The organism is Sphingomonas sp. (assembly GCF_017304635.1).
GTDB lineage: Bacteria > Pseudomonadota > Alphaproteobacteria > Sphingomonadales > Sphingomonadaceae > Sphingomonas.
Genome location: NZ_JAFKMA010000005.1, coordinates 170,320 through 196,108, shown reverse-complemented (window position 1 = coordinate 196,108; position 25,789 = coordinate 170,320). Strand labels below are relative to the sequence as shown.

The following is a 25,789-nucleotide window of genomic DNA, read 5'->3' as shown; positions in this document are numbered from 1 at the left end:
ATTTGAAGGGCCTGAGTCGACCGAGCGGTCACTCTGCGGCGACCAGTTCCGGACGGTCGTCGAGCGGATGCGACAGGCGGTCGAGCATTTCCTTCGGCACGACCTGCCAGAACGCTCCCGCGGTGCGGTCCCAATCGTCGAGGATCGAACGCGCCCACTGGCTGTCGGTCGCCGCCGCATGCGCGCGGATCAGGTTGCGGAGCACCGCCTCCCAATGCGCCGAGGCGAGCCGCTGCCATACGATCGACTCGCCATTGGCGCGGCGCTCGAACGAGGCGTCGGGATCATAGACGAACGCCATCCCGCCCGTCATGCCCGCACCGAAATTCGCGCCGACCGTGCCCAGCACCACCGCGACGCCGCCGGTCATATACTCGCAGCCATTGGCGCCGCAGCCCTCGACCACGACCGTCGCACCGGAGTTGCGCACGGCGAAGCGCTCGCCCGCCTGGCCTGCCGCGAACAACCGCCCGCTGGTCGCGCCATAGAGCACGGTGTTGCCGATGATCGTATTGTCCTGGCTGGCGAGCGGCGACGATACCGCCGGACGAACGACGATCGTACCCCCGGACAGGCCCTTGCCGACATAATCGTTGGCGTCGCCGAACACTTCGAGCGTGATGCCCTGGACCAGGAACGCGCCGAGGCTCTGCCCCGCCGACCCGCGCAACCGCACGCGGACATGCCCGTCCGCCAGCGTCGCCATGCCGAATCGCGCGGTGACTTCGCTGGAAAGGCGGGTGCCGACCGCGCGGTGCGTGTTGCGCACCGAATAGGTCAGCTGCATCTTCTCGCCGCGGCTGAACACGGCGGCGGCGTCCTTTATCATCTGCGCGTCGAGGCTGTCGGGCACGTCGTTGCGCCACGCATCGAGGCTGAAGCGGCGCTGGCTCTCGTCGGCATCGACCTTCGCCAGGATCGGGTTGAGGTCGAGATCGTCGAGATGCTCCGCCCCGCGGCTGACCTGACGGAGCAGTTCGGTGCGGCCGATCACCTCGTCCAGGCTGCGGAAGCCCAGCCGGGCGAGGATGTCGCGCACCTCCTCGGCGATGAAGGTCATCAGGTTGATGACCTTTTCCGGGTTGCCGGTGAACTTCTCGCGCAGCTTCGCATCCTGCGTACAGACGCCGACCGGGCAGGTGTTCGAATGGCATTGCCGCACCATGATGCAGCCCATCGCGACGAGGCTGAGCGTGCCGATGCCGAACTCCTCCGCGCCCAGGATGGCCGCGATCACGATGTCGCGGCCGGTCTTGAGCCCGCCATCGGTGCGCAGCTTGATGCGACCGCGCAGGCCGTTGAGCGTGAGGGTCTGGTTGACCTCCGACAGGCCCATTTCCCATGGCGTGCCGGCGTACTTGATGCTGGTCTGGGGCGAGGCACCGGTGCCGCCGTTATGTCCGGCGACCAGGATGACGTCGGCGTGCGCCTTCGCCACCCCCGCCGCGACCGTGCCGATCCCGGCCGAACTGACCAGCTTTACGCACACCCGCGCGCGCGGATTGATCTGCTTGAGGTCGTAGATCAGCTGCGCCAGATCCTCGATCGAATAGATGTCGTGGTGTGGCGGCGGGCTGATGAGCGTGACGCCCGGCGTCGCGTGGCGCAGCCTGGCGATGAACTCGGTGACCTTGAACCCGGGCAGTTGGCCGCCCTCGCCGGGCTTCGCACCCTGCGCCACCTTGATCTCGATCTCGTCGCAGGCGTTGAGATATTCGGCGGTCACGCCGAACCGTCCGCTGGCGATCTGCTTCACGCCCGAATTGGCGTTGTCGCCATTCTCGTACGGGCGGAACCGCGCCTTGTCCTCGCCGCCCTCGCCCGACACGGCGCGCGCGCCGATCCGGTTCATCGCGATCGCCAGCGTCTCATGCGCCTCCGGCGACAGCGCGCCGAGCGACATGCCCGGCGTCACGAACCGCTTGCGGATCTCGGTGATCGCCTCGACCTGCTCGACCGGGATGCCGGTCTCCGGGAAGTTGAACTCCATCAGATCGCGCAGATAGACCGGCGGCAATTCGGCGACCCCGCGCGAGAAACGCTGGTAGGTCGAATAGCTGTCGGTCGCGACCGCCGTTTGCAGCAAGTGCATCAGCGGCGCCGAATAGGCATGCGTCTCCCCGCCGTACCGCTGGCGGTAAAAGCCGCCGATCGGCAGCGTCGCGACATCGGCATCGAACGCCTGGGCATGACGCAGCGTCGCGTTGAGATGGAGCGAGGCGTAGCCCTCGCCCGAAATCTTCGCCGGCATGCCGGGGAACAGGTCGGCGACCAGGCTGCGCGACAGCCCGACCGCTTCGAAATTATACCCGCCGCGATAGCTGGAGATCACCGCGATCCCCATCTTCGCCATGATCTTGAGCAGACCCTCGTCGATCGCCTTGCGATGGTTCGCCAGGCACTTGTCGAGGTTGCGGTCACCGGTCAGCCCGCGCGCATGGCGGTCGGCGATCGCCGCTTCGGCCAGATAGGCGTAGACGGTGGTCGCTCCCACCCCGATCAGCACCGCGTAATAATGCGGGTCGAGGCATTCGGCGGTCTCGATATTGACCGAGCAGTAAGAGCGCAGGCCCCGCCGGACGAGGTGCGTGTGCACCGCCGCCGCCGCCAGTACGCCGGCGATGCCGACGCGATCGGGACCGATCGCGCGGTCGGACAGGAACAGCTCGCTCTTGCCCTCGCGCACCGCCTGTTCGGCCTGGTTGCGGATGCGCTGGATTGCGGTGCGGAGCGTATCGGCGGCGCCGCCGGGTGCGAAGGTGCAGTCGATCTCCGCCGCCGCGTCGCCGAAATGCGCCTTCAGCCGCGCCCAGTCGGCGCCGGTCAGCACCGGGCTTTCCAGCACCAGCACCGGATCGCGCCGCGTGCCGGTGTCGAGGATGTTGGCGAGGTTGCCGAACCGGGTCTTGAGCGACATCACATGTCGTTCGCGCAGGGAATCGATCGGCGGGTTGGTGACTTGCGAGAAGTTCTGGCGGAAGAACTGGCTGATGAGCCGCGGCTTGTCGCTGATGACCGCGAGCGGCGTGTCGTCGCCCATCGATCCGACCGCTTCCTTGGCCGTTTCGATCATCGGCGACAGGATCAGCTCCATATCCTCGATCGTCTGGCCCGCCGCGACCTGGCGGCGCAACAGCTCGGCGCGATCGAACCGCGCGACCGCGTCGCCCTTCGGCGCCGTGAGATCGTCGACCGTCACGAACTCGCCGATCATCGCGGCATAATCGTGCTCGCCGGCGATGCGGTCCTTGACCGCGCGGTCGTGCAGCAGCCGCCCCTCATCCAGGTCGACCGCGATCATCTGGCCCGGCCCCAGCCGCCCCTTGGCGACGACCTCGGTCTCGGGCACGACGACCATCCCGGTTTCCGACCCGACGATCAGCAGGCCGTCCGCCGTCTCGGTGTAGCGCAAAGGGCGCAGCGCGTTGCGGTCCATCCCCGCGACCGCCCAGCGGCCATCGGTCATCGCCAGCGCGGCGGGGCCGTCCCACGGCTCCATCACGCTGCCCAGATACTTGAACATGTCGAGATGCGCCTTGGGCATCTCGCCCTTCGCGCCCCACGCCTCGGGCACCAGCATCAGCTTGGCGGTCGGCGCGTCGCGGCCGGAGCGGCAGATCGCCTCGAACACGGCATCCAGCGCCGCCGTGTCCGACGCGCCGGCCGGGATCACCGGCTTGATGTCCTCCGACGCTTCGCCGAACGCGGTCGCCGCCATCTTGATCTCGTGGCTGAGCATCCAGTTCTTGTTGCCGCGGATCGTGTTGATCTCGCCATTGTGCGCGAGACAGCGGAACGGCTGCGCCAGCCACCATTGCGGGAAGGTGTTGGTCGAATAACGCTGGTGGAAGATCGCGACGCGGCTCTCGAACCGCGCATCGAGCAGATCGGGATAGAAGACCGACAGCGATTCCGCGAGGAACAGCCCCTTGTAGATGATCGACCGGCACGACAGCGAACAGACGTAGAAACCGCTGATCTGCGCGGCGATCACGCGCTTTTCGATCCGGCGGCGGACGAGGTAGAGATCCTTTTCGAACTCGGCCGCCGATTGCTGGTCGGGCAGCGGACCGGCGATCATGATCTGCTCGATCTCGGGCCGCGTCTCCTGCGCCTTGCGGCCGATCACCGACACGTCGACCGGCACCTGGCGCCAGCCGTAGATCGTATAGCCCGCCTCGATGATCGCGCTCTCGACGATCGTCCGGCACGTCTCCTGCGCGCCCAAATCGGTGCGCGGCAGGAACATCATGCCGACCGCCAGCCGCTCCTCGCCGACGCGGTGCCCCGACGCCTGGATCGCCTCGTCGAAGAAGGCGTGCGGCAGGTCGACGTGCAGCCCTGCGCCGTCGCCGGTCTTGCCGTCGGCATCGACCGCGCCGCGGTGCCACACCGCCTTCAGCGCATCGATCGCCGACTGTACCACGCGGCGCGACGGCCGGCCGTCGATCGCCGCGACGAGCCCGACGCCGCACGCGTCGGACTCGAACTCGGGCCGGTACATGCCATGCGTGGCGAGACGAGTGCGTTGGTCGGTCATGTCAGGTCCCACTCGGGCGCGCGTCGCGGACTTCCAACAGTTCGGCCTTGAACTTGGCGAGCTCGGCCTGCTGCCGCGCCGCGCCCTTGGCGGCCAGGCGACGTTGCCACTCGCTGACATCCGGATCGGACAACAAGGCCGGCGATCGCTGGACGAAGCGCGCACCTGCCGCCGTCGCGACGAAGGCGGCGATCGCATGCAGATCATCGAGCGAAAACATGCGGGCATAAGCGCGCGCGTACACGTCAGACAGTTCCGGCATCGCCACGCGAAGGTCGGCCAACGCCAGATCGCGCTGTCGGGCGATGAATCGTTCGAACACTGCGCGCAGCTTGGGGTTGCTGTGCAACTCCTCACCCATTCCCATACCCTGCATGATGCCGGCGATGATATTCTTCATCATGGCGTTCATGGCATCGGTCATCATCTTGTCGCGCTGATCCGGCGGCAGGACGACCGCCACGATGGTGCGCGCGACATCCAGCTTGGCGGGATCGATCGCGGCAGCGGGAGCGTTCGGTTTCGGCGCGGTCTGCGCCGAAACGGGCGCGGTCATCAACAGGCCGGCGGTCGCCGCCAGAACGATCTTCCTCATGCCGCTTCCCTTTCCTGTTTGCCGAGTACCTTAAGGTACGCGTCCATCCGCTCCGCCACGTCGCGGCCGTCGCGGATCGCCCACACGACCAGGCTGGCGCCGCGGACGATGTCGCCGGCGGCGAATACCCCGTCGAGGCTGGTCATCATCGTCGCCGGATCGACTCGCAACGTGCCCCAGCGCGTCACGCCGAGTTCGGGCGCGCCGAACAGCGTCGGCAAGTCCTCGGCATCGAAGCCCAACGCCTTGATGACCATGTCGACATCGCGGACCTCCATCGGCGAGCCGTCGGGTTCCGGCGCGCGGCGGCCGCTGGCGTCGGGCGCGCCGAGCCGCATGCGGTTGACCCCGACGCTGGCGACTCGCCCCTCCCCGCCGAACGCGGCGGGAGCCGAGAGCCAGACGAACTCGACGCCCTCCTCCTCGGCATGGCCGACTTCGCGCGCGGAGCCCGGCATGTTGGCGCGGTCGCGGCGATAAAGGCAGGCGACCGACGCCGCGCCCTGACGGATCGCGGTACGCACGCAATCCATCGCCGTGTCGCCGCCGCCGACCACCACGACCCGCTTGCCCGCGGCATCGAGCGAGCCGTCCTCGAACGCCGGCACGGCATCGCCGAAACCCTTGCGGTTGGACGCGGTCAGGTAATCGAGCGCCTCGACCACGCCGTCGCTGTCGCCACCGGCCACGTCGAGCGCGCGGGCGCGATAGACGCCGGTCGCGATCAGCACCGCATCATGGCGCGCGCGCAGGTCGTCGAGGCTGGTGCCGTCGCCGATCGCGGCACCTTGATGGAAGACGATGCCGCCCTCGGCCAGCCGCTCGACCCGGCGCATCACCACCGGCTTCTCCAGCTTGAAACCCGGAATGCCGTAGGTCAGCAGCCCGCCGGCGCGATCGTGGCGGTCATAGACATGCACGTCGTGCCCACGCGCGCGGAGCAGTTCGGCCGCCGTCAATCCGGCCGGCCCGGCCCCGACGATCGCGACCGATCGCCCGCTCGGCCGCCCGACCGCGATCGGCTCGACCCAGCCTTCCTCCCAGGCGGTGTCGGTGATGAACTTCTCGACCGACCCGATCGTGACCGCGCCGTGGCCGGAAAATTCGATGACGCAATTACCCTCGCACAAGCGGTCCTGCGGACAGATGCGGCCGCAGATTTCCGGCATGGTCGACGTGGCCGACGACAGCGCGTACGCCTCGCGCAACCGCCCTTCGGCGGTCAGTCGCAACCAGTCGGGGATGTGGTTGTGGAGCGGGCAATGCACCGTGCAGTACGGCACCCCGCATTGCGAGCACCGCCCGGCCTGCTCCTCCGCCGCCGGCATGGCGTAGCGATCGGCGATCTCCCGGAAATCCTCGGCGCGGTGCGCGGCCTCGCGCTTGGCGGGATAGACCTGCGTCACGTCGACGAATCGCAGCATATCGTTGGGCACGGGCGCTCCTTTCGGAACGCGCCCTACCCCAAAATCCGAAGCTCGTCATGACAAATCCGCCTGTTACGACAGAACTAATGACCTAATTAAATGCCGATCCGGCTTGGCCGATTGATATGATAGGGAAACTTCTCGAATATATGTCCGATACGGAACAATCAGCGTGCGAGCAAGGCTAGTGCAGCGGCACCGACGATGATCCGATACCAGCCGAACGGACTGAAACCGACGCGTCCGACCAGGCCGACGAACCAGCGCACCACCACCAACGCGACCAGGAACGCGACGACGAAACCGATCGCGATCAACCCGACGCCGACGCCGCCCGCGGTCGTCAGCTCGTGCCGCTTGGTGAACAGTTCGAGCACGGTCGCGCCCAGCATCGTCGGGATGGCAAGGAAGAAGCTGAACTCCGCCGCCGTCCGCCGCTCGACCCCCAGGCTCAGCGCGCCCAGGATCGTCGCGCCCGACCGGCTGACTCCCGGCACCATCGCGAGACACTGGATGAAGCCGATCCCGACCACCTTGCCCAGTGGCACCTCGGCCACGCCTTTGATATTGCCTTCGCGCACGAAACGCTCGATCGCCAGGATCGCGACGCCGCCGACGATCAGCGCGACCGCCACGACGTGCGCCGAGCCGAGCAGCCCCTCGATCTTCTTGTGCAATGCCGCGCCGATCACCGCCGCCGGAATGAACGCGACCAGGATGTTGCGCACGAACCGGATCGACGTCGCGTCGCCCTTCATCAGCCCTTGCAGCACCGCCCAGAACGTCCGCCAGTACAGCACCACGATCGCCAGGATCGCGCCCAACTGGATGACGATGTTGAACAGCGCCCAATATTCCGGATCGTAGTGCAGCAGCTTGGCCGCCAGGATCAGGTGGCCGGTCGACGACACCGGCAGGAATTCGGTCACGCCCTCGACGATGCCGAGGATGATGGCGGTAATCGGGTCGGTCACGTCGCCCCCAGGGATTTGCGGCAGGCCCCGCGCCCGCCGCCGGATCGATCAGACGGCGGCGCGAACGCCGAACCGCCCGGCCTTGCGATAGCGCACCAGCCAAGCCGGCGCGACCGCTTCCATCGGCGTCGGCTCGATGCCGAGCGCGGACAGGCCGGGCAGCGTGCCCGTCGCGACGTTGTCGCGCTGCAACGTCGCCCACTGGTCGCGCGTGATCGGCGCGAACGGCAGGAAGCCGCCCATCGCCAGCATCGACCCGGCGACATCGGGCAGTTCGAGGAACGCGGGCGACCGCCCGATCGCCCGCGCCAGCCAATGCTGCAACTCGGCCATCGTCATCACCTCCGGCCCCGCCAGTTCATACATCTTGCCGGCATGCGCTGTCGGATCGCCCAGCGCCGCCATTACTGCCTTGGCGACGTCGACGACGTGGACCGGCTGGAACTTCGCGTTCGGCTTCAGCACCGGCACCACCGGCAACCGCGCGATCATCTCGGCGAAGCGGTTGAGGAACTTGTCCTCCGGCCCGAACACGACCGACGGGCGCAGCACGGTCGCTGCCGGGAACGCCGCCCGTACCGCTTCCTCGCCCGCCGCCTTCGTCGCCTGATATCGCGACGGCGATTCGGCATCGGCGCCGAGCGCGGAGACCAGCACGAACGACCGCGCGCTGGTCGCCGCCGCGGCTTCGGCCGCCACGCGCGCGCCATCGACATGGATCGCCTCGAACTTCGGGCCGAACGTGCCGACCAGATAGACCACCGCATCGGAACCCGCGACGGCCCGCGCGATCGTGTCCGGCCGCGTCACGTCGGCGGCGGCGAACTGCGTCTGGCCGAGGCCGCCGAGCGGCTTCAGAAACCACGTCCGCCGCGGATCACGCTCGACGATCCGAACCCGCGCGCCCGCCGCCAGCAGGTTCTGCGCGACGTAGCGACCGATGAAGCCCCCCCCGCCGATCAGCGTTACTAGTGTGTCCTTCATGGGTGGCGCCCTTCGAGCGTTACGATCCTGCCGCTCCCATGCCCCGCCCCGCCCCCGCCGACAAGCGCGAACGCGCGGCATTCATGCGGTTGACAAGCCCCGGCACCCCCCATAGAGCGCGCGGCCTACCCCGTGCCCAGATGGCGGAATTGGTAGACGCACCAGCTTCAGGTGCTGGCGCTCGCAAGGGCGTGGAGGTTCGAGTCCTCTTCTGGGCACCATTTGTTCTCTCTGGAGACGTCCAGAGACGTCCAGCAAGCGGCTGGTTTCAAAGCACAATTTCATCGACGATCGCTGGCAACTGTCCGGGTTGATCCAGTGGATTCCAGCAGAAGATACACAAAATGTGTCTCTTCCTGTGTCTGCTGGATCGACCCGGAAAATCCGGGAAACGACGATGCTGGCTCAACTCCAAATCACCGCCGCGAAACCAATCCGCCGCCTGCGGCGACCAGATCCCGGATCAGGTGAGTTTCATCAAGGCGTTCTGGAGATCCAGAAGCTGTTCTGCGGACAATGCCCGAAAAGCATCGTCGATCGTCGTCTTGTATCGCAGCGCACCCTGATCGAGCAGGCGCCGGCCTTCCTCGGTCAGGTCATGGGTCAGCGCTCGTCCATTTCCCTGCCGGCGCAGGATCAGGCCCGCGTCGAGCAGCCGCTTGGCCAACGTCCCGAAGCCCTGGTCGGAGTTGAACGTGGCCTCCGCCAGCGCGTGCATCGATGCGCCGGGGTTTCGGGCGATCTCGCGCAGCGCGTTCCATTGCACGAGGCTGATGCCGAGGTCGGCCAGCGCCGCATCCAGTCGCCGGTGATGGCGATACTGGATGGTCTTGATGAGCAGGGCGATGTCTTCCTGGCTTGACATATCAACATGTTTATATAAGAAGGTTTGTACACTCGCACGGAATGACAGGCATGTCCATCGACCAGCGCAGCTACGACCTGATTGCCGACACGGTTTCGTTGACCGTCGACCGCAGAGGCGAGCGCGGCCGCCAGTTTCTGCTGCTCCACAGCGGCGCCGGTCCGACATCGATCATGCCGCTCGCCGACGCGCTGGCCGCACGGCACAGCGTCATCGTGCCGACGATGCCGGGTTTCGATGGGAGCCTCCGGCCAGGCTGGGTGGGAACCATCGGCGATGTCGCCACGGTGTATCTCGCCCTCCTCGAGCGAATGGGCGCGACCGACGTCGTCATTGTCGGCAATTCGGTCGGCGGCTGGATCGCGGCGGAGATGGCGTTGCGCGGCTCATCGCGGATATCGGCCATCGTGCTCGTCGATGCGGCCGGCCTCGATCCCTCGCCGGAAGCTGGCGCGGTCGTCGATCCGATCAAGCTCGGCCCGGCCGTCGGCGCTTATGCCTTCCACGATCCCGAGCGCTTCGGTGTGCCACCCGATGCCGCAGCGGCGGATCGCATCCGGCGCAACCAGCAGGTCCTCCAAGATTATGCCGGCGAGCCTTATATGAACGACCCGACGTTGCGCGATCGGTTGCCCGGCATGCCGGTGCGGTCGCTCGTGCTCTGGGGCGAGAGCGACCGGATCGTCACCCCGGCATACGGCCGTCAATTCGCTGAACGGATGCCGGGCGCACGGTTCATGCTGATCCCCGAAGCAGGACATTTCCCCCAGATCGAGGCGACCGCGGCCGTGACCGCGGCGATCGAGGCGTTCGCGTGAGCATCGAGACGGCGTGCAACGGCGAAAACGTCGGAGCCGTTCGTGTTCGAGCCGGGAACAGCAACGGCCTGCTGGTTGTGGATCGGCGGAGAAAGTCCCGGCAGCGGAAGAGCGGCAGGCTATCTTTACTAGCAAAAGGACGAGTACGATGACGTTCACGGTTACCCCCCACCTGAATTTCAACGGCCAGGCGCGTGCCGCACTGGATTTCTACACGTCCGTGTTCGGTGGCGAGCAGCGGCTGATGACCTATGGTGCCGCGGGGCAAGAGAAACTGGCGGATTCGCCCGAGCACATCATGTGGGGCCAGGTCGCCGCGGAGGACGGCTTTCGGATCATGGCGTTCGACGTCCAGGCCGGGCGTCCCTACGACGCGGGCACCAACGCCTTCTTCATTTCGCTGCGGGGGACGTCGATCGAGGAGACCCGGCAGCGGTGGGCCGCGCTGGCCGACGGCGCGTCGATCCTGCTCGACGCGGCGCCGGCGCCTTGGTCGCCGTTCTACGGCATGTTGACGGATCGCTTCGGCGTGACGTGGATCGTCGACGTGGAGGCCGGCGCGGTGTGATGCCGGCCATGGCCGGGTCGGCGTCGGTTGCGCGTCGCCGGCGATCGCGGTATGACGATCTCGTCGGAAAAGGCAGACTTGGTTTGGTAAGCCCAAGTCCTTCCGGTAACGGAAGCTCTGGTCTTTGGCCCCGCGGCTGACGATCCCCGCGATGAACGGCAGACGCTGCAAGGCGTCTACGTGTTCGTCGGCGTGGGTTTCCGCTTCGGGAAACGCTCCGGTCGAACATCGACTGCGGAGCGAATTGTGACCGAAACTTCCCATCATCATGACGTCCTGATCGCGGGCGCGGGGCCGGTCGGCCTGCTGCTGGCCTGCGAACTGCGTCTTGGCGGTTGCTCGGTACTGGTCCTCGAGCGCGAGAGCGATCCTCGTTCGCCGGTGAAGTGCGCACCGTTAGGGCTGCGCGGCCTTTCCGTGCCGACCATCGAGAGCTTCGATCGGCGTGGTCTGCTGGAGGATTTCAGGGCCCGGATGGACACCGAGGCGATCGTTGCCGCCGCCCCCTGGATGCGGCAGGAGCGGCGCCCGGGCGGGCATTTTGCCGGCATCGACTTCTTCCAGGACCAGATCGACCAGTCGCGCTGGCAATACCGGTTGCCGCAGGCGCCCGTACCGATGGCCGCCGACCTTGCCGGCATCGAGGCCGTCCTGACCGAGCGGGTGCTCGCCATGGGCGTCGCGATCCGGCGCGGCTGCCCCGTGTCGGCGATCTCGACCGACGCCGACGGTGTCACCGTCCATGCCGGCGGGCATGCCGTTCGCGGAGGCTGGCTGGTCGGCTGCGACGGCGCGCGCAGCATTGTCCGGAAGGCGGCGGGGTTCGGCTTCACCGGCACCGAACCCGAGTTCACCGGCTATTTCGCGCAGATCGAGCTGGCGGACGGTAGCCGGCTTGCGCCCGGCCATCATGACACGGCCACCGGCACCTACATCTACGAGACGCCGGGCACGATCCGGATGGTCGAGTTCGACGGCGGCGCGTCGCACCGCGTCACGCCGCTGACGCGCGACCATGTGCAGGCGGTCCTCTGCCGCGTCTCGGGCAGCGACGTGGCGGTCGCCGCGCTTGGCCTTGCCACCACTTGGACCGATCGCGCCTATCTGGCGACGCACTATCGGCGGGGTCGCGTCCTGCTGGCCGGCGATGCCGCGCACATCCACTCGCCGCTCGGGGGCCAGGGCCTCAACCTCGGTCTCGGCGATGCGATGAACCTCGGCTGGAAGCTCGCCAGGACGGTGCGGGGCGACGCCGTGCCCGATCTGCTGGACAGCTACGAGCGCGAGCGCCGCCCCGTCGCCGAAAAGATCCTCGACTGGTCGCGCGCGCAGGTCGCCATCATGCGGCCCAGTCCCGCCGCCCAGGCGCTGCGGGCCGTGCTGCGCGACCTCATCGCGACCCGCGATGGCGCGACCTATTTCGCCGAGCGCACATGGGGCGTGGGATTGCGCTACGATCTCGGCGACGACCATCCGTTGGTCGGGCGCAGCGCGCCGGACTTCGCCTTGCCCGACGGCAAGCGCCTGAACGCGCATCTGCGGGACGGCCGGCCGGTCCTGCTCGACTTCGACCAGTCATGGCGCGGATTAGCGGACCGGCTTGCCGGCTGGGTTTGCTATGTCCCAGCCGGCAGCGAACGCCGAATGGACCTGTCCGCAATGCTGGTCCGGCCGGACGGCGTCGTCGCCTGGGCCAGCGGCGATGGCGCTGACGGCGCTGCGGCCGCCGACGTCCTGTCGCGGTGGCGCCTTGCTTTGGGAAAGGCGTGATGCACCTTTCTTCCAACCGGGGACAGCCAGTGAAATCGACGCTGCTGGGAGCCGCAGTCACAGGTCCACCGTTTACATGCCGTCGGACGTTCCGGCGTGGCGGACCATGTACGGTCGCGCCGGCGGCTAAACCGGTGACAAGCAACCTGATCTTCACTCTCACAACCTGGGAAACGACCATGTACAAGTTCGGACTGACGACCGCTATCCTTCTTCTCATCCCCGCGGCGGCCTTCGCTGCCGCCGGCGTCGAGCGATGGAGCGCGACCAGCACCACCGCGATGGCGATCACCGGTGACATCACGCTCTCGCCCACCAGGCTCGTGGCGAACGGCAAGGTGTTTCCGCTCGTCGTGGCGGCGGACGTGACGGATTTCGCCTCCACCACCGGACCGCAGGCCGCGCGCATCCTGCGCGTGACGAAACCGGTCAACCCGGTGCTCAGGAACGGCAACCGCCTCTGCGGTTCGCCAGTCCGCTGGATCGCCGTCTATCGAACCGATCGCGGCAGGAACCTGAACCTGTCGGCCTTCTCTGGCGTCCGTCGACCGACGGGCGAGACCGGGACCGGTACGTGCGGGACCTTCCTCTACTCGCGGTGAACCGCGTTCCTGTCACAGGCCGGCTGTCATCGAAGGACCGATCGTACGGCGATCAACGTCGATTGAACGACCGGCGACCGCGACGGCCGGCGCTTTCCTACGAGGAGGATGAGCTGGGAAAGGCGGCATCGAACGACCGCGCACCGGCAGGCTTCCCCCGGACTGCCGGGCTGGGTTAGGTTCCGATGGCTGAATGGTGATGTGCGGGGGAGTCTCGTGAGCTTTCTACAAGCGGCCCTCAACGGCGATCGGCGGCATGATGCCGTTCCCCATAACCCCCGACGCCATCGCAGCCGACGCGGCGGCGGCAGTCGGGGCCGGCGCGCAATCCGTCCATGTCCATGCCTATGATGCGGCCGGACGGGAAACGCTGCACGCGGCGGAATGCGATGCCGTCGTCGCAGCGATCCGAGGCCGCTGCCCCGGCATCCCCATATCGCTCACGACCTCGGCCAGCATCGTCTCCGATCCATCGCAGCGTCTGGCGATGGTGCGGGAGTGGCATGTCCTACCCGACCTCGTAACCGCCAATCAGGGTGAGGCGGGGATCCTCGAACTGGCCGAATATCTGCTGTCGCGCGGCGTGGAGATCGAGGCCGGCTTGCTATGCCCGGACGATGCGCGTCGCTTCGTGGCGTCGTCGTTGCCCGACCGGTGCCGCCGGGTCCTGATCGAGCCGCTCGACCCCGATCCTGAGATCGCCTTGCGAGACGCCGCGGCGATGGAAGCGATCCTGGCCGATGCGGGAATCCTGCTTCCTCAGGTGCATCACGGCTTTGACGGGTCGTGCTGGGCGGTGAATGCGCGCGCGCTGGAGCGGGGGCATGGCATCAGGACCGGACTGGAAGATGTGGTCGTCCTGCCGGATGGACAGCCGGCACGAAACAACGCCGATCGGGTCACGGCGGCGCGCTCCCTGATCGATCGAACGGCGATACGCGTCTGGCTAAGCTCGTTCCCAAAGGGATGGTGAACCGGGAATTGATCAGCAGACGCCATTGCTAAATTAATTATTGCTATAAGATAATTTCCGTCGCATGTTCGGCGGGCGGAGGCAGCATGATTCGGCATCAAGGCGAGAATAGCGGTAGCGATGTGCCAACACCGAGCGATGCGCTCGCGCGTCGGGGGCGATTGTTCTTCGTCGTCGCGTGCGGCGTGATGGTGCTGATGGCGGCGACCGCGGCGTTGCAGGTTCTATTGCTGCTCTTTCGTGTCGGGGATCACGCCGGGATGATGAGCGGCGGATTCGCCTTCATCGTCACAGACAGCCAGACCGAAATACCGACCGACTTCGTGGCGATCTCGCGCTACGCGATCTGGCAGTCCACTCTGGCGGCCGGGCTCCTGACGTTGCGCCTGATCCCCGGTCTAGTGATCCTGTCCAGCCTGATGGGTCTGTTTCGTCTTTATGCGCGACGTTTGATCTTCACCGCCGAGAATGAAGTGCTGATGCGCCGGATTGCGTGGGCGCTTGTCGCCTACGCCGTCGTCCCACTCGTCACCCATGCCACGCTCTATGTCGTCGGCATGAGCCCGGTCGCCGTGAAACTGGAATTGCGCCAGCTCGATGCAGCGGTCCTCGGCATAATCCTGTTCGCCTTCGTAAACGTCGTCGCCTTCGGTTCTGAAATCGAGCGCGATCGTGCCGGATTCTTCTGATGGCGATCATCATCCGGCTCGACGTCATGCTAGCGCGGCGCAAGATGCGATCGAAGGATCTGGCGCGCGCGATCGGCGCGACCGAGGCGAACCTCTCGCTGTTCAAATCGGGCAAGGTCAAAGGCCTTCGCTTCGAAACCCTGGAAGCGATATGCCGGCATCTCGACTGCCAGCCGGGCGATCTTCTCGAATACGATCCCGATACCCCGACCGACACCTGACATAGCGGCCGACAGTCCGCAAATTCACCTTCAATGATGGAGACTCCTGTGCGTTCGATTTCGGCGATTGCAGCGTCATGCCTGCTGCTCAGCACCCATGCCATGTCATCCGTCCCTCTGACCCCGGCAGGGAACGGGCATCTGGTCGTCCCCGCGTTCGTCAACGGCAAGGGGACCGTCCCCTTCGTTCTCGACACCGGCGCGGACGGATCGCATGTCTATGAGTGGTTCGCGAGGCAGCAGGGCTTGAAACCGGGCACGCCGATCAATGTGGAGGGGATGACCGGGGCGGCGATGATGCCCACCTACCGGCTCGACAGCATCACGGTCGATGGGCGCACGATCCGCAACGTCGACGTGACGGGCCTGCCGGATCGCAAGGACGCCGAAATCACCGCGGGCGTTACAGGTAACGACCTTATGGACGGAGCGATCGCGATCTTCGACTTCCCATGTCGCCTGGTCACGTTGCGCCCGAAACCTGTATCGATGCGCCGCATCCTGACGAAGGATGCGGTGATGATACACGGAGGGACTGTTGTAGAAGGGACGCAGCTGACTTTGCCTGTCACCGTGAACGGCGCGGCGGGAATCGCCGTACTTGATACCGGTTCGAGAGGGACGCAGATCAATCCCGCTTTCGCGCGCGCGGCTCATCTCGATGTCGATGGCCCATCTTTCCGGCCCGGAGAGACAATTTACGGTGCCGCATCGAAGGCAACGGAAACTCGCGAAGGCAGGGTCAAGGAGTTGGCATTTGCGGGTCGTCGGGTGAATGATCTTACCGTCCGGGTAGCCGATCTGTCGGTGTTCAGGAGCTTTGGGATCGGCAACGGGCCGGCGATGATCCTGGGTATCAACGCCATGATGGGGCAGCGACTGGTCTACGATCACCAAGCGAAGCGATTCTGGTTTGATCGCCCTCACTGCAAGGCATCGGCATGAGCCAGCACCGCTGGCCGACGCTTCCCGTTTGGGAACGAGAAATGGAAATGTAAGAGTGATCCGGCTCAGGCGTCGCCGAGGATCGCCCGACGCGTGTCGTCGTCGGCGGGGTAGAAGCTCTCGAGGGTAAGTTCGGCGAGCGTAACGTCGGTCGCAGTACCGAACACAGTCGTCGTCGAGATGAACGACAGCAGGCGTCCGGTCGCGGTGTCGCGCAACGTCAGCGGCACCGCGACGGGCGAGGGAAATGACGGGGGGCGCAGTCCGGCGGGGATCGGGATGGCGCGCAGTTCGTCGTGAAGTCTGGCGAGCACCGGGTCTGCTGAGCCATCGGCTTCATCCCGCAGACGGCTGAGGAGGTGATGGCGCCACTCGGCGATGTTGACGATCATCGGCGCCAGGCCGTCCGGATGGAGACTGACGCGCAGGACATTGACCGGCGGCGTGAGGAGCGTAGCATCGACGCTGGCAAGAAGCGCTCGCGCCGCATCGTTGGCCAGCACCAGGTTCCAGTGGCGATCGACCGCCAGCGCCGGGAACGGCGAATGTCCGTTCAGCACCGCCTCCACAACATCGCGAGCCGCCGCCATGTCGGGTGCGTCGATCACGCGTTCGCCATAGACCGGCGCGAAGCCCGCGGCGAGCAGCAGCCGGTTGCGCTCGCGCAGCGGCAGCGCCAGCGGCTCGGCCAGCCGGAGGAGCAACTCGCGGCTGGGCGCGGATCGGCCGCTTTCGACGAAGCTGAGGTGGCGGGTCGACACCTCCGCCTCGCCGGCGAGGTCGAGTTGGCTCAAGCGCCGCCTCGCCCGCCAGTCGCGCAGGAGATCGCCAACCGTGTCCGCTCGCGTTGCCATGCCGGTATCCTAGCGCGGCGGCGAGGCGGCGCCATTACCTGCCGGGTAATCGCTTGAGGTGCGCAGATCCGGCATGATCGCGGCGACAAGCAGGAGACCTGTCATGGCTGATCCGAATTCCGTCGCTCGCGATTACCTTGCTCTCTGGAACGACGCGGATGATGCCTCGCGTGCCGGGCGCATTTCACGCGGTTGGACCGAGCAGGCGCGCTATGCCGACCCCATGATGACCGACGAAGGGCATGACGGCATCGCCGACATGATCGCCGGCGCCAGGATGCGGTTTCCGGGCCACGCGTTCACGCTGACCGGCACGCCGGACGGGCATGGCCGGTTCGTCCGCTTCTCGTGGACGCTCGCAGCGGAAGGCGACGCCCCGGTCGTCGGCGGCACCGACGTCGTGCGGTTGGACGACGGTGGCAGGATCGCAGAGGTGATCGGCTTCCTCGACTGCGGTGCAGCGTGAGCGCCCCCTTCGTCGCTCGCGAAGGCGGGCACCAGTTGTTCGTCCGCGACTGGGGCGAGGGCCGCCCGGTGGTGCTGATGGCGGGCTGGGCGATGGACGGGCGCATCTGGGGCGAGACGATGCTGCGCCTCAATGCGGCCGGGCTGCGAACGGTGGCCTATGACCGCCGCGGACACGGCCGATCCACGGACTGGGGCGGATACGACTATGACGCACTCGCCGACGATCTCGCCGCGGTGCTCGATGCGCTGGACCTCGCGAACGTGACGCTGGTCGCGCATTCCGGTGCAGGGGGCGAGGCAATCCGCTACTTGTCGCGCCATGGCTCCGCGCGGGTTGCGCGACTGGTGCTGGTGGGCGCGACCGGACCGCGCGTCATCGGTGTCGCCGGCATCACCTCCGAGATGGTGGACGCTCTGTGCGAACAATTCATCCACGATCTCTCGGGTTGGATCGACGCCAGTATCGAGCCCTTCGCTCCCGACACCCCCGTCCGCGTCAACGACTGGATGGCGGCGATGGTGCTGGACTGCTCGCGCCGGGCGGTGGTGGCGTTCCAGCGCACCATTGCGGCAGCGGACCTGACCGCCGAGGCGGCGGCGCTCGATCTGCCCGTGATGATCGTCCACGGCGATCGGGATGCATCGGCTCCGCTTGACATGAGCGGCCGCGTTTATGCCGCGACCATCCCGGCCGCCGAACTGTTCGTCTACTACGGCGTGGCGCACGGGGTGATGGTGACCGACGCCGCCCGGCTGGCGGCCGACATCGCGCAGTGGGCAGGCATATGATCGAGGACGCTCGGACGATCATGGCGACAAGACTGCTGGGATCGCCGGCGGCGCGCACGCTCGGGCTGGCGCTGGATAGCGTGGCAACGGGGATGGTATGCCTGCGCCTGCCTTTCGCCGAGCACAACGTGACCGAGGGCTTGATGATCCACGGCGGCGTCATCGCCACGTTGGCCGACATTACGGCGGTGGCGGCGGCAGTGTCCTCGGCGCGAGAGCCGCCGGGCGGCGGAGCGACCAGCAGCCTGGCGATCAGCTACCTCGCGCCCGCAAACGGATGCGCGCTCGTCGCGACCGGACGCACGCTGCGCAGTGGTACGCGGCAGCATGTCGTGCGGGTCGAAATCGCGGACGATACGCAACGCCCGATCGCCGAGGCGCTGGTGACCGTCGTTCTCGCCTGATTCGGCAAGGAGTCGATCGATGCCTGAAACCTACGTCATCACCTTCGATGTCAAGGAGAGCGAGGTAGCCCGGTTTCGGGTGCTGCTCGATCCTGTGTTGGACGCGATGCGCCACGAGGCGACCTTCATCCACGCGGCGCTTCACGCTCATCCTGACCGGCCGAACGTCTTCCAGCTTCACGAGACCTGGACCGATCGCAACGACGTGCTCGAGGTGCAGTTGCAGCGGCCTTACCGCAGGGAATGGCATGCGGCGCTGGATCAAATGCTCACGGCACCGCGCGACATCGCCATCTGGCAATTGCTGCGATCCGATCGTTGACGACGACGTATATCAGCCCCGATCGACACGGCGGGGCTTTCCCGTTCGGATGGTGAACTGGGAGCCGGGCGGCCGCAATACGGCCACCCGACTCACTCGCCCGTCACCGTTCCAGCGTGAACGCCACCTCGTAGATGCCGGGATGTGCATCACCGTAAGCCTTGTTGCCTTCGAGCAAGCCCTTGGCATTCAGATGCTCGAAAACTCGCCGCGCGGCGTCGCGGTCCGCACTCTGCGCATAGTTGACCACCCGCGTGCCATCCACGCTGCGGTGCAGGCTGGCCGACAGCCACCCATCGACCTCGCGCGCAACCTTCGCCGCCTCCGACAGATAATCGATCAGCGGCTGCTGTTTCCCGTCAGGCACGGTGAACACGTTGATCTGCGTGATGATCGGCGTGTTGGCTCGAATGATAGGCATCAATTTACGCTCCTCTTTTGAGCGCAGCTATCGCGGCATAGAGGCTGGTCGAAATCCTGCACACAGCGCCAAGCCCCGGCGAGCTGCGCCGATGCTTGTCGCGGGTTCGCCCTGGGGCGACACGGAGCCTCCTGCGAGGGGGCGGGCTTACCGATGCCGCCCAGGTCCTTTTCGACACGCCCATTCTAGCCGCGCGCGGGCTGTGCGGCAATCCATGCTCTGCCCGAGCTTTACCGATCGGGATCGAGTTTCGAGAACGCTAGATTCGAGAACGCCAGAGGTGTTTCTCAACCAGTCGCACGCGGCGAAATGAGAAACGATCGGCAATACAAGTCGGATGGCGCCGACGACCCGAATTGGTGCAGACCTGTAATATGGTTCTCAGGCGAGGAAAGACGGATTTCTGGGGAAGTGGCCCGGAGGGCAGGCACGCCGGCGGGTTCAGCTTTCATGCGCTAACGGCAAACCCGCCCGAAGAAGAAGTTCGACGACACAGCCATGACGAAGCTCACTTCGTGCTGGTGCTGGCCGGCGGCTATATGTCGTCAGCCTTAGGCGCTCCGATGGTGTCCGAAACGCCGGTTATGATTTATAACCCACCCGGCACCACCCATCAGGATCGCTTTCACGGTGGTAGGGGGCGCTTCCTTGCGGTCTCCGGCGGGACAGGCCGCGAAGCCGCTGCGCTTTGCTTGCGCGACCCCTATGCGTATCGACTTGCCCACCATCTCGCGCAATAGTTCGATGGTGCTTCGCTATTCACGCCCGGAGCCTGCGCTTTGCAACTTCATGGTATCGTGTCCCCATTGTCATCGGACGAGGCACGGGCCGCAAGGCGTCCGCCGAGCTGGCTGAACCGTGCGGTGGAGATGATCTTCACCAGCAACGATTCCGACCTGTCGGTGGCTTCCGTCGCCTCGAACGTAGGAGTCCACTCTGTCCACCTGGGCCGCGTGTTCCGACGCTTTCTCGGCTGTTCCCCCCGGCGAGTACCTGCGTGGTTATCGACTGGAACGTGCGGCGGCTATGCTCGGGACGGGCGTCTCATTTTTCGGTCATTTCATATCAGCATCTTCGAACCTGAAAGCTGCCGTCGTTTAGCGGACGGCTGCGAAGGCTTGCTGGAAACGCATCGGCGGCCTTCGGGATGACAAAGTTCGGAAGTGGCCGACACCATGGCATCCGGTCGTCAAGATGATGCAAGAACAACTTCCACCCGCTGGACATCGATATCGGGTCAACGCATCGTCTCCGCACAAGCGCGGGGGAAATCAGTGCGATGCGGGTAATTCTGCCGATCCAGCTCGGTGATCTGAGAGGCTGGCTGTTCACGCTATACCGCGTGGTTCAGCCACTGCTGCTCGGCGTGGGGCTGATCGTGGTGATGCTGGGGTATCGCGCCGAGGTGGACGCGCAGGCAAATGCGCGCAGTTTTTACAATCTCGACCTGCTGAACACGCGCTACACAAGCGACGGCGCGATGGTGCTGGCGTTCAATGGGCCGATGAAGCGGGTGATGGCGGGCGAGGAACTGCTACTGGCAGTCGACGGGCGGGCCATCCCGACCGATTACAACGCGCAGACCGCTATTCTTTCCGGGGCCGAGGGGGCGATGGTGCGGCTCGATCTGCAGCGCGCGGATGGATCGCGGCATAGCGAAATGATCCGTCGCAGCAGGCAGTATCTGACCGATGCCTATGCTGGATCAGGCTTTACCTTCGAATCGCGACATTGGCTGCAATTCGCTTGTGCCGAACTGGCGTCGATCATCATGGTCGCAACTGCGCTGATGCTATGGTGGCGGCGGCCGCACGATCCGGTGTCGGCGACGCTGTCGGTCGGGCTGGTCGGCAATGTGCTGAACAACGGCCTCCCGCTGACATGGACCGATACGCCGGCACTGTTCAATGTCCTGACCGGGACTCTGTCCGGCTTGGGGCTGAGCCTCGCGTTGCTGTTCTTTCCGGACGCCAGCCTGCGTTCGCGTTGGAGCCTGACGGCGATTCCGGTTATCCTGCTCTCGACGATCGTCGGCGATCTGGTGTTCTGGATCCGCGCGCTGGATTCGGTCAATACGGTGCTGTCTTTCGTCTCCCCGATCGCGCTTGGACTAGCCTTGATTGCGCGATATCGCGCGACGCCCGCAGGGATCGCCCGGCAGCAGATCAAGTTTGCGTTTCTCGGGTTCGTCACGGGGCTGACGCTGGTGCTGGTGTCAAACCTGCTCGCCGCCGCTTATCCGAGCGCGCCGTCGCCGCGCACTCAGGTGTGGCTCATTGTCAGCGCGAACATGCTCAATGCCATGGGATTTACTGCGATGCTGGCGGGATTGCTCGCGTCGCTGCTGCGATATCGGCTTTACGATGCCGACACGCTTATCAGCCGTTCGGCCGCCTACGCGGCACTGACCCTATTGCTGGGGGCTGCCTTTGCCGCATCGGAGAAGGTGATCGAAGTGGTAGGCGAGGAGTGGTTCGGTGAAGGGAACAAGGCGCTGGCGGCGGGTGCTGGCGCCGCGGTTGCCGCGACATTGATCGCGCCGCTGCATGGGCGCGTCCATCACTGGGCCGATGCCCGCTTCCAGCGAGCGCTGGCGGCGGTGCGGAGTGTCTTACCCCGGCGGGTAGCCGATATGCGCGAATATGCCGGCCTCGACGATCTGCTGGCGACCGTCATCGGCGAGCTGGAGTCAGGCGTTCGCGCGCAGCGGGCCGCGGTGCTTCTGGCGGACGCGGATGGCAGCGCCAGGCTGGCGCGAGTCGATGGTGCAAGCATGGAGGAGGCGCGGGCCTGGGCCGAGGCGTGGCGGCCGGATGACGCCGTGCTCGAGCGCGCCAACGATGATGCGCTGTTTCCACTGCGGCTGATGCTCAGGGCGGACGGGACCGGCACGGTCGGCTGGATCGTATTGGGCCCGCGTCCCGACGGGACCTTTTATTCCGCCGACGAGCGTCAGGCGCTCGCCGCGCTCGCCGATCCGGTGGCGCGTGCCGTGCATGTCATCCTGCAACGTGGCAAGCGCGAACAGGATGTCACATCGCGGATTGAACATCTGGAGCGCGAACTGGGGCGGCTGAGAGCACTGACCCCCGCCTAAGGTGCAACATTGCCGCGTTTTGCGATCATGTAGCCTCCGTCCAATGAGAACTGTCCGATTGCTACGCGCCCTAATTTCGATCATCCCGATCGGCGAGCTACCCGACTAGAAGCGGATCTTCGGGCCAAACAACTGGTGATGACCGAGCATTCTAGTCCAAAGCCAAGACTTGTGCGGCTCCGCGGTATCTCCGTCCTTCCTGGTCTAAAAGCTTCAAACCTGGAGATAAACCGAGGCACTGCTCCTGCTGAAGCGGTCCCCGGCGTCAACACATGACGTGCACACTCTTCGCCACGAGAGGATGGCGCGCCTACAGCCAGTTTTACGCACGCTCGATCAGATCCCCTCAAGCTGGCGTAATGTCGGCCTACAAGTTGAACGAACGGCCGTTTAAAGCTTGCAAGTGCCGCGTAATGACGGTGTCTGAGTCTTTGTCATCACTGAGCCGGAAGCGTGCTAAGTTCGGACGATTGCAGAAAGTGTGCGTCAGGGCGTGCCGATCGATTTCAGAGTCGGTCAGTTCGCTTTGATCCCATATCGTGCATATTGCCGGTCGACGCTCGGCTTGAGACGTCGCGCAATCACGAGCTCTTTGTGGGCCTCCGTTTCCCGACCGAGCTTAGCTAAAACAATCGCACGCATGAAGCGGCTTTCCGCTAGGCTGGGGGTTGCGGCCAGAACGGCATCGAGGTCCGTCAGCGCTTCCTGGTATTTTCCCAATCGGAACCAGACCAGCGCTCGGCTGTCGAGCGAACCGCTCGTATTGGTGCTGAGCTCGATGGCGGCGGTACAGTCTTTTAAGGCGCTTTCTAGCATGATTTGCCTGGTTCCCTTGGCCCAGCACCGCGCGTTCATCAGCGACGGCGACCCTGGCTTGTCGGCAATCAGACTATCGTACAGCGCCAGCGCTTCGTTCGGATTTCCATATTCGCTAAGCACGCTCGCCTTCGCTTCGCGATATGCGTTACGCAGACTCCCGCCGAGCGCAATGCGTTGGTCGAGCAAAGAAATAGCGCCGGGAAGATCACCACGCTCGGCTTTGATGCTGCTCACCTGACCGATCGCGTCGGCTGACGACGGATCGAGCGCCCGCGCCGCTTCCGCATCCGCCAGCGCGGCTGTCGTATCTCCCATATCATACGATAGTGCTGAGCGCTTCAGATACAAATCGACCGATGGCGTGAGCGCGATCGCGCGCGTCAGATCCGCGATCGCGCCGCGGTAGTCCGCGACTCCGCTGCGCAGGGAGGCCCGGCTGATATAGCCGCTCGCTTCGTCTGGATCATCCGCGATCGCTTTGGCAAAGATTGCATAGACTGCCGCGATCTGCGTGGCACCGGGAGGGTCGCCTGCAACAATGTCCCAACGACGACGGGTGTCGAGCGGCGCGACGATACGCGGCACTCGCGCTTTGGCCGTCGCCACGGCATCGCGCTCGACGGGAATTTTTGCGGCCGCCACCTCTCCGCCGATCGAATCGACCCGCTCGTCCGAAGTGAGGATGCCATTCGCGAGCTGCGTCTCTCGCTGGACGTCATATCCCGCAATGTGCCCTTTGAAATTTGGCTCGCCTTCAAGCGTGAAACCGCGGCCGCCATCCGGCAGACGAAGCCGCAGTCGATAGCGCATTCCCGCGGGAGGGCTGACCGCGACCGGGATCGACGCCCATTCGACCTTGCTGCGATCCGGGTCGAAGCTGATCTGGTCCAGCAACCGATCGACAGCGCGCTTTCGACGGCGGTCGTCGTCGATCCAGGTCGTGGTTGTCACTCCACGTGCCTTCAGGATGACCGCGCCCGTGGCTGGATCGGGCGATATCGACATATCCGTAAATTGGCTTTCACCAAAAAAACCTTGCAGGAACTGACCGACCGCTTCGCGTTGCTCCTTTGCAGCCAACTGGCTCTTTGCCAGCGTCAGCATCGCAGCGGGAGGTCCCTGGACGATCGCGGTCGCTTCGAATGCGCTGGGAAGATCGGCGCTGGCGCTTTCGTCGGCGTCGACGTTCAGGTCGATCAGCGGGCGGGCATTGGCATGGGTCGCGATCTCGATGAGCGAAGCGCCACCCGGACGTATCGGCAACACATATCCGACCCCGGGCGTATCGTAGATGTCGGCCAGCCGCGAGCCCGACCCCGTGCCGTCCAGCCATAAAGTCTGTCCGTCGATGGTCGCCTTGACGAAAACATGGTTGAATGCCGCCGCGCTCGGCAGCCGTTCGGGTACGAAATCGCCGGTTCCGACCGCCGCCAATACCGGCTCAGCGTCGATTTCCATGGCGCGCAGTAAGGCGAGCAGCAGTACGGTCTTTGCCTTGCAATCGCCGTATCGGATCTCCCAGGTCCGGGCCGGCTTCTGCGGAACATAATTCCCGCCATCCATGCCGACCGCGAGATACCGGATTTTGTCCTGTACGAGTTCGAGCGCGCGCTCGGCTCGACCGATTTTGGAGGGGTCCGCCTTCATTATGGCCGCAACCTCGCCCGCGAGCGCTGAGCTTGGCGCGATGGTTGTGACGTCGCGCGCATAGAGCGGCGCAAAAGTTTTCGAAACATCCTCCCAGCCACTAAAACTCGCCAATTCCAGCAAGGGCGGGTGGCGAAAGCGGCTGGGGGCGTCCGTCGGCATCTCGGCTTGCTTCGGCGCCGGCAAGGCCAACTCCAGCACCGTGTCGCCGCCGCTCTGCAACGGCGACACCTTTACACCACTGGCAAACACCTTCCAGTGCGGCGGAACCGCGCTCGGCCAGGAGACGCGCGTTCGGACGAAACCGACCCGCGCTGGCAAGGCAATCAACGGAACGACGCTTTGAACACGTCCGCCCAGCGCCGCATCCCGGGATGTCGTGGAAGCGCGTAGGCGCAGGACGTCGCCGACCTGCAACCCCTCCACGGCCAGCGTCGCCGTAAGGATGCCGGTGAGTTCGCGCTGTTCGAGCGCCTGCTCGCGCCGCAGCACAGTGAATTTCTGACCCCTTGCCAACAAGTCGATCCGCTGACCGGCGCGCCAGATGGATAGCTCGTGAATGATGAGATCGCCCTTGTCGGGCGCCCAAGGCAACGCCAGCGACGTCGCTTGCGCCAACATCTCGGGCGATCCGATCCGCGTTGCGACATCCATGTAGGACCATAGCTGGCCGTTCTCGATGCGCTGCTGCCTATCGTAGATCACGAGCGGGGGCGTGTCGTCTTTGATCTTTGCCGCGTCCGGCATTGTAGCGGGAATAACCCAAGCCGGGGCGGGTCGGTAGATCGGCGTGTCGCTTGCAAAAGCCGGCGTGTAGGCCACGCTAGCGGCCAAAGTCGCGATAATCAGTGCAAAACGCCGCATTGCCCCTCCGCCGGCCCATTATTTCAATTCGATATCCATGAAAGGGTTGAGACGCACGCGAAAAAAAGACGTGAAGCCGCGATGCCGATCGAAACGGAGTATCGGACGCTTGCCCAACACGTTCGTCGTTCCG

General features: G+C 65.5%; 23 protein-coding genes and 1 tRNA gene. 15 read left to right on the top strand and 9 right to left on the bottom strand.

Going from position 1 to position 25,789, the window contains the following annotated elements:
- Positions 1-28 precede the first annotated feature (28 nt).
- The 5 genes from gltB to J0I47_RS14500 form a co-directional block, all read right to left on the bottom strand.
- Positions 29-4,540, bottom strand: a complete 4,512-nt coding sequence (gene gltB, locus J0I47_RS14520; protein WP_294047679.1) for a glutamate synthase large subunit — start codon at positions 4,538-4,540, stop codon at positions 29-31.
- Position 4,541: 1 nt separating this feature from the next.
- The gene (locus J0I47_RS14515) at positions 4,542-5,096 is read right to left on the bottom strand and encodes a DUF2059 domain-containing protein (protein ID WP_294047762.1); all 555 of its coding nucleotides are present in this window, start codon (positions 5,094-5,096) and stop codon (positions 4,542-4,544) included.
- Positions 5,097-5,131: 35 nt separating this feature from the next.
- Positions 5,132-6,559, bottom strand: a complete 1,428-nt coding sequence (locus J0I47_RS14510) for an NAD(P)-dependent oxidoreductase (RefSeq protein WP_294047761.1) — start codon at positions 6,557-6,559, stop codon at positions 5,132-5,134.
- Between the two features lie 170 nt (positions 6,560-6,729).
- Entirely contained in the window at positions 6,730-7,536 is an 807-nt protein-coding gene (locus J0I47_RS14505) for an undecaprenyl-diphosphate phosphatase (protein ID WP_294047678.1), read from the bottom strand.
- Between the two features lie 48 nt (positions 7,537-7,584).
- Positions 7,585-8,520, bottom strand: a complete 936-nt coding sequence (locus J0I47_RS14500) for a complex I NDUFA9 subunit family protein (RefSeq protein WP_294047677.1) — start codon at positions 8,518-8,520, stop codon at positions 7,585-7,587.
- 134 nt (positions 8,521-8,654) lie between these two features.
- On the opposite strand from J0I47_RS14500, the gene J0I47_RS14495 reads away from it, so the two are divergent.
- Positions 8,655-8,741, top strand: a tRNA-Leu gene (locus J0I47_RS14495).
- A 242-nt stretch (positions 8,742-8,983) separates the two neighbouring features.
- Here J0I47_RS14495 and J0I47_RS14490 read toward each other — a convergent pair.
- Positions 8,984-9,385 carry a MarR family transcriptional regulator gene (locus tag J0I47_RS14490; RefSeq protein ID WP_294047676.1) on the bottom strand — a complete coding sequence of 134 codons (402 nt, stop codon included), beginning with the start codon at positions 9,383-9,385 and terminating at the stop codon, positions 8,984-8,986.
- A 50-nt stretch (positions 9,386-9,435) separates the two neighbouring features.
- On the opposite strand from J0I47_RS14490, the gene J0I47_RS14485 reads away from it, so the two are divergent.
- From J0I47_RS14485 to J0I47_RS14450, 8 genes are all read left to right on the top strand, one after another.
- Positions 9,436-10,203 carry an alpha/beta hydrolase gene (locus tag J0I47_RS14485; protein ID WP_294047675.1) on the top strand — a complete coding sequence of 256 codons (768 nt, stop codon included), beginning with the start codon at positions 9,436-9,438 and terminating at the stop codon, positions 10,201-10,203.
- Between the two features lie 148 nt (positions 10,204-10,351).
- Positions 10,352-10,771: a VOC family protein gene (locus J0I47_RS14480; protein ID WP_294047674.1), complete on the top strand. Its 420-nt coding sequence runs from the start codon at positions 10,352-10,354 to the stop codon at positions 10,769-10,771.
- 246 nt (positions 10,772-11,017) lie between these two features.
- A complete protein-coding gene (locus J0I47_RS14475; RefSeq protein ID WP_294047673.1) occupies positions 11,018-12,541 on the top strand; it encodes an FAD-dependent monooxygenase in 1,524 nt (507 codons plus the stop codon).
- Between the two features lie 134 nt (positions 12,542-12,675).
- Positions 12,676-13,143 carry a hypothetical protein gene (locus J0I47_RS14470; RefSeq protein WP_294047672.1) on the top strand — a complete coding sequence of 156 codons (468 nt, stop codon included), beginning with the start codon at positions 12,676-12,678 and terminating at the stop codon, positions 13,141-13,143.
- A gap of 256 nt (positions 13,144-13,399) precedes the next feature.
- Positions 13,400-14,116 (top strand): 3-keto-5-aminohexanoate cleavage protein, encoded by a 717-nt coding sequence (locus J0I47_RS14465; protein ID WP_294047671.1) that lies wholly within the window; start codon positions 13,400-13,402, stop codon positions 14,114-14,116.
- 161 nt (positions 14,117-14,277) lie between these two features.
- A complete protein-coding gene (locus tag J0I47_RS14460) occupies positions 14,278-14,805 on the top strand; it encodes a hypothetical protein (RefSeq protein WP_294047670.1) in 528 nt (175 codons plus the stop codon).
- Positions 14,805-15,026: a helix-turn-helix transcriptional regulator gene (locus J0I47_RS14455; RefSeq protein ID WP_294047669.1), complete on the top strand. Its 222-nt coding sequence runs from the start codon at positions 14,805-14,807 to the stop codon at positions 15,024-15,026. Before J0I47_RS14460 ends, J0I47_RS14455 begins: the two co-directional genes overlap by 1 nt.
- 48 nt (positions 15,027-15,074) lie before the next feature.
- Positions 15,075-15,971, top strand: coding sequence for a retroviral-like aspartic protease family protein (locus tag J0I47_RS14450; protein WP_294047668.1), 897 nt, complete (start codon positions 15,075-15,077; stop codon positions 15,969-15,971).
- A 65-nt stretch (positions 15,972-16,036) separates the two neighbouring features.
- Here J0I47_RS14450 and J0I47_RS14445 read toward each other — a convergent pair whose 3' ends face one another.
- The gene (locus J0I47_RS14445) at positions 16,037-16,825 is read right to left on the bottom strand and encodes a helix-turn-helix transcriptional regulator (RefSeq protein ID WP_294047667.1); all 789 of its coding nucleotides are present in this window, start codon (positions 16,823-16,825) and stop codon (positions 16,037-16,039) included.
- 103 nt (positions 16,826-16,928) lie between these two features.
- On the opposite strand from J0I47_RS14445, the gene J0I47_RS14440 reads away from it, so the two are divergent.
- The 4 genes from J0I47_RS14440 to J0I47_RS14425 are packed head-to-tail and all read left to right on the top strand — an operon-like array spanning position 16,929 to position 18,808.
- A complete protein-coding gene (locus J0I47_RS14440) occupies positions 16,929-17,291 on the top strand; it encodes a nuclear transport factor 2 family protein (RefSeq protein ID WP_294047666.1) in 363 nt (120 codons plus the stop codon).
- A gap of 35 nt (positions 17,292-17,326) precedes the next feature.
- Entirely contained in the window at positions 17,327-18,082 is a 756-nt protein-coding gene (locus tag J0I47_RS14435; protein WP_294047665.1) for an alpha/beta hydrolase, read from the top strand.
- Positions 18,079-18,486 (top strand): PaaI family thioesterase, encoded by a 408-nt coding sequence (locus J0I47_RS14430; protein ID WP_294047664.1) that lies wholly within the window; start codon positions 18,079-18,081, stop codon positions 18,484-18,486. The genes J0I47_RS14435 and J0I47_RS14430 overlap by 4 nt, the downstream gene beginning before the upstream one ends.
- A 19-nt stretch (positions 18,487-18,505) precedes the next feature.
- Positions 18,506-18,808 (top strand): antibiotic biosynthesis monooxygenase, encoded by a 303-nt coding sequence (locus J0I47_RS14425; RefSeq protein WP_294047663.1) that lies wholly within the window; start codon positions 18,506-18,508, stop codon positions 18,806-18,808.
- 103 nt (positions 18,809-18,911) lie between these two features.
- Here the strand turns inward: J0I47_RS14425 and J0I47_RS14420 are convergent, their stop codons facing one another.
- Complete coding sequence (locus J0I47_RS14420; RefSeq protein WP_294047662.1) at positions 18,912-19,229, bottom strand: antibiotic biosynthesis monooxygenase; 318 nt, start codon at positions 19,227-19,229, stop codon at positions 18,912-18,914.
- Between the two features lie 359 nt (positions 19,230-19,588).
- Here J0I47_RS14420 and J0I47_RS14415 point away from each other — a divergent pair, with 359 nt between their 5' ends.
- A complete protein-coding gene (locus tag J0I47_RS14415) occupies positions 19,589-19,969 on the top strand; it encodes an AraC family ligand binding domain-containing protein (RefSeq protein WP_294047661.1) in 381 nt (126 codons plus the stop codon).
- 539 nt (positions 19,970-20,508) lie between these two features.
- The gene (locus J0I47_RS14410) at positions 20,509-22,326 is read left to right on the top strand and encodes a hypothetical protein (RefSeq protein WP_294047660.1); all 1,818 of its coding nucleotides are present in this window, start codon (positions 20,509-20,511) and stop codon (positions 22,324-22,326) included.
- A gap of 516 nt (positions 22,327-22,842) precedes the next feature.
- Here the strand turns inward: J0I47_RS14410 and J0I47_RS14405 are convergent.
- Positions 22,843-25,656: a DUF3857 domain-containing protein gene (locus J0I47_RS14405; RefSeq protein ID WP_294047659.1), complete on the bottom strand. Its 2,814-nt coding sequence runs from the start codon at positions 25,654-25,656 to the stop codon at positions 22,843-22,845.
- Between the last annotated feature and the right edge of the window lie 133 nt (positions 25,657-25,789).

Excerpts from the sequence above, each read along its gene's own strand:
- J0I47_RS14420 (WP_294047662.1), bottom strand. The coding sequence starts at position 19,229 with ATGCCTATCATTCGAGCCAACACGCCGATCATCACGCAGATCAACGTG.
- J0I47_RS14445 (WP_294047667.1), bottom strand. The coding sequence starts at position 16,825 with ATGGCAACGCGAGCGGACACGGTTGGCGATCTCCTGCGCGACTGGCGG.
- J0I47_RS14490 (WP_294047676.1), bottom strand. The coding sequence starts at position 9,385 with ATGTCAAGCCAGGAAGACATCGCCCTGCTCATCAAGACCATCCAGTAT.
- J0I47_RS14410 (WP_294047660.1), top strand. The coding sequence starts at position 20,509 with ATGCGGGTAATTCTGCCGATCCAGCTCGGTGATCTGAGAGGCTGGCTG.
- J0I47_RS14500 (WP_294047677.1), bottom strand. The coding sequence starts at position 8,520 with ATGAAGGACACACTAGTAACGCTGATCGGCGGGGGGGGCTTCATCGGT.
- J0I47_RS14425 (WP_294047663.1), top strand. The coding sequence starts at position 18,506 with ATGCCTGAAACCTACGTCATCACCTTCGATGTCAAGGAGAGCGAGGTA.
- J0I47_RS14515 (WP_294047762.1), bottom strand. The coding sequence starts at position 5,096 with ATGACCGCGCCCGTTTCGGCGCAGACCGCGCCGAAACCGAACGCTCCC.
- J0I47_RS14480 (WP_294047674.1), top strand. The coding sequence starts at position 10,352 with ATGACGTTCACGGTTACCCCCCACCTGAATTTCAACGGCCAGGCGCGT.
- J0I47_RS14440 (WP_294047666.1), top strand. The coding sequence starts at position 16,929 with ATGGCTGATCCGAATTCCGTCGCTCGCGATTACCTTGCTCTCTGGAAC.
- J0I47_RS14510 (WP_294047761.1), bottom strand. The coding sequence starts at position 6,559 with ATGCTGCGATTCGTCGACGTGACGCAGGTCTATCCCGCCAAGCGCGAG.
- J0I47_RS14430 (WP_294047664.1), top strand. The coding sequence starts at position 18,079 with ATGATCGAGGACGCTCGGACGATCATGGCGACAAGACTGCTGGGATCG.
- J0I47_RS14465 (WP_294047671.1), top strand. The coding sequence starts at position 13,400 with ATGATGCCGTTCCCCATAACCCCCGACGCCATCGCAGCCGACGCGGCG.
- J0I47_RS14455 (WP_294047669.1), top strand. The coding sequence starts at position 14,805 with ATGGCGATCATCATCCGGCTCGACGTCATGCTAGCGCGGCGCAAGATG.
- gltB (WP_294047679.1), bottom strand. The coding sequence starts at position 4,540 with ATGACCGACCAACGCACTCGTCTCGCCACGCATGGCATGTACCGGCCC.
- J0I47_RS14405 (WP_294047659.1), bottom strand. The coding sequence starts at position 25,656 with ATGCGGCGTTTTGCACTGATTATCGCGACTTTGGCCGCTAGCGTGGCC.
- J0I47_RS14485 (WP_294047675.1), top strand. The coding sequence starts at position 9,436 with ATGTCCATCGACCAGCGCAGCTACGACCTGATTGCCGACACGGTTTCG.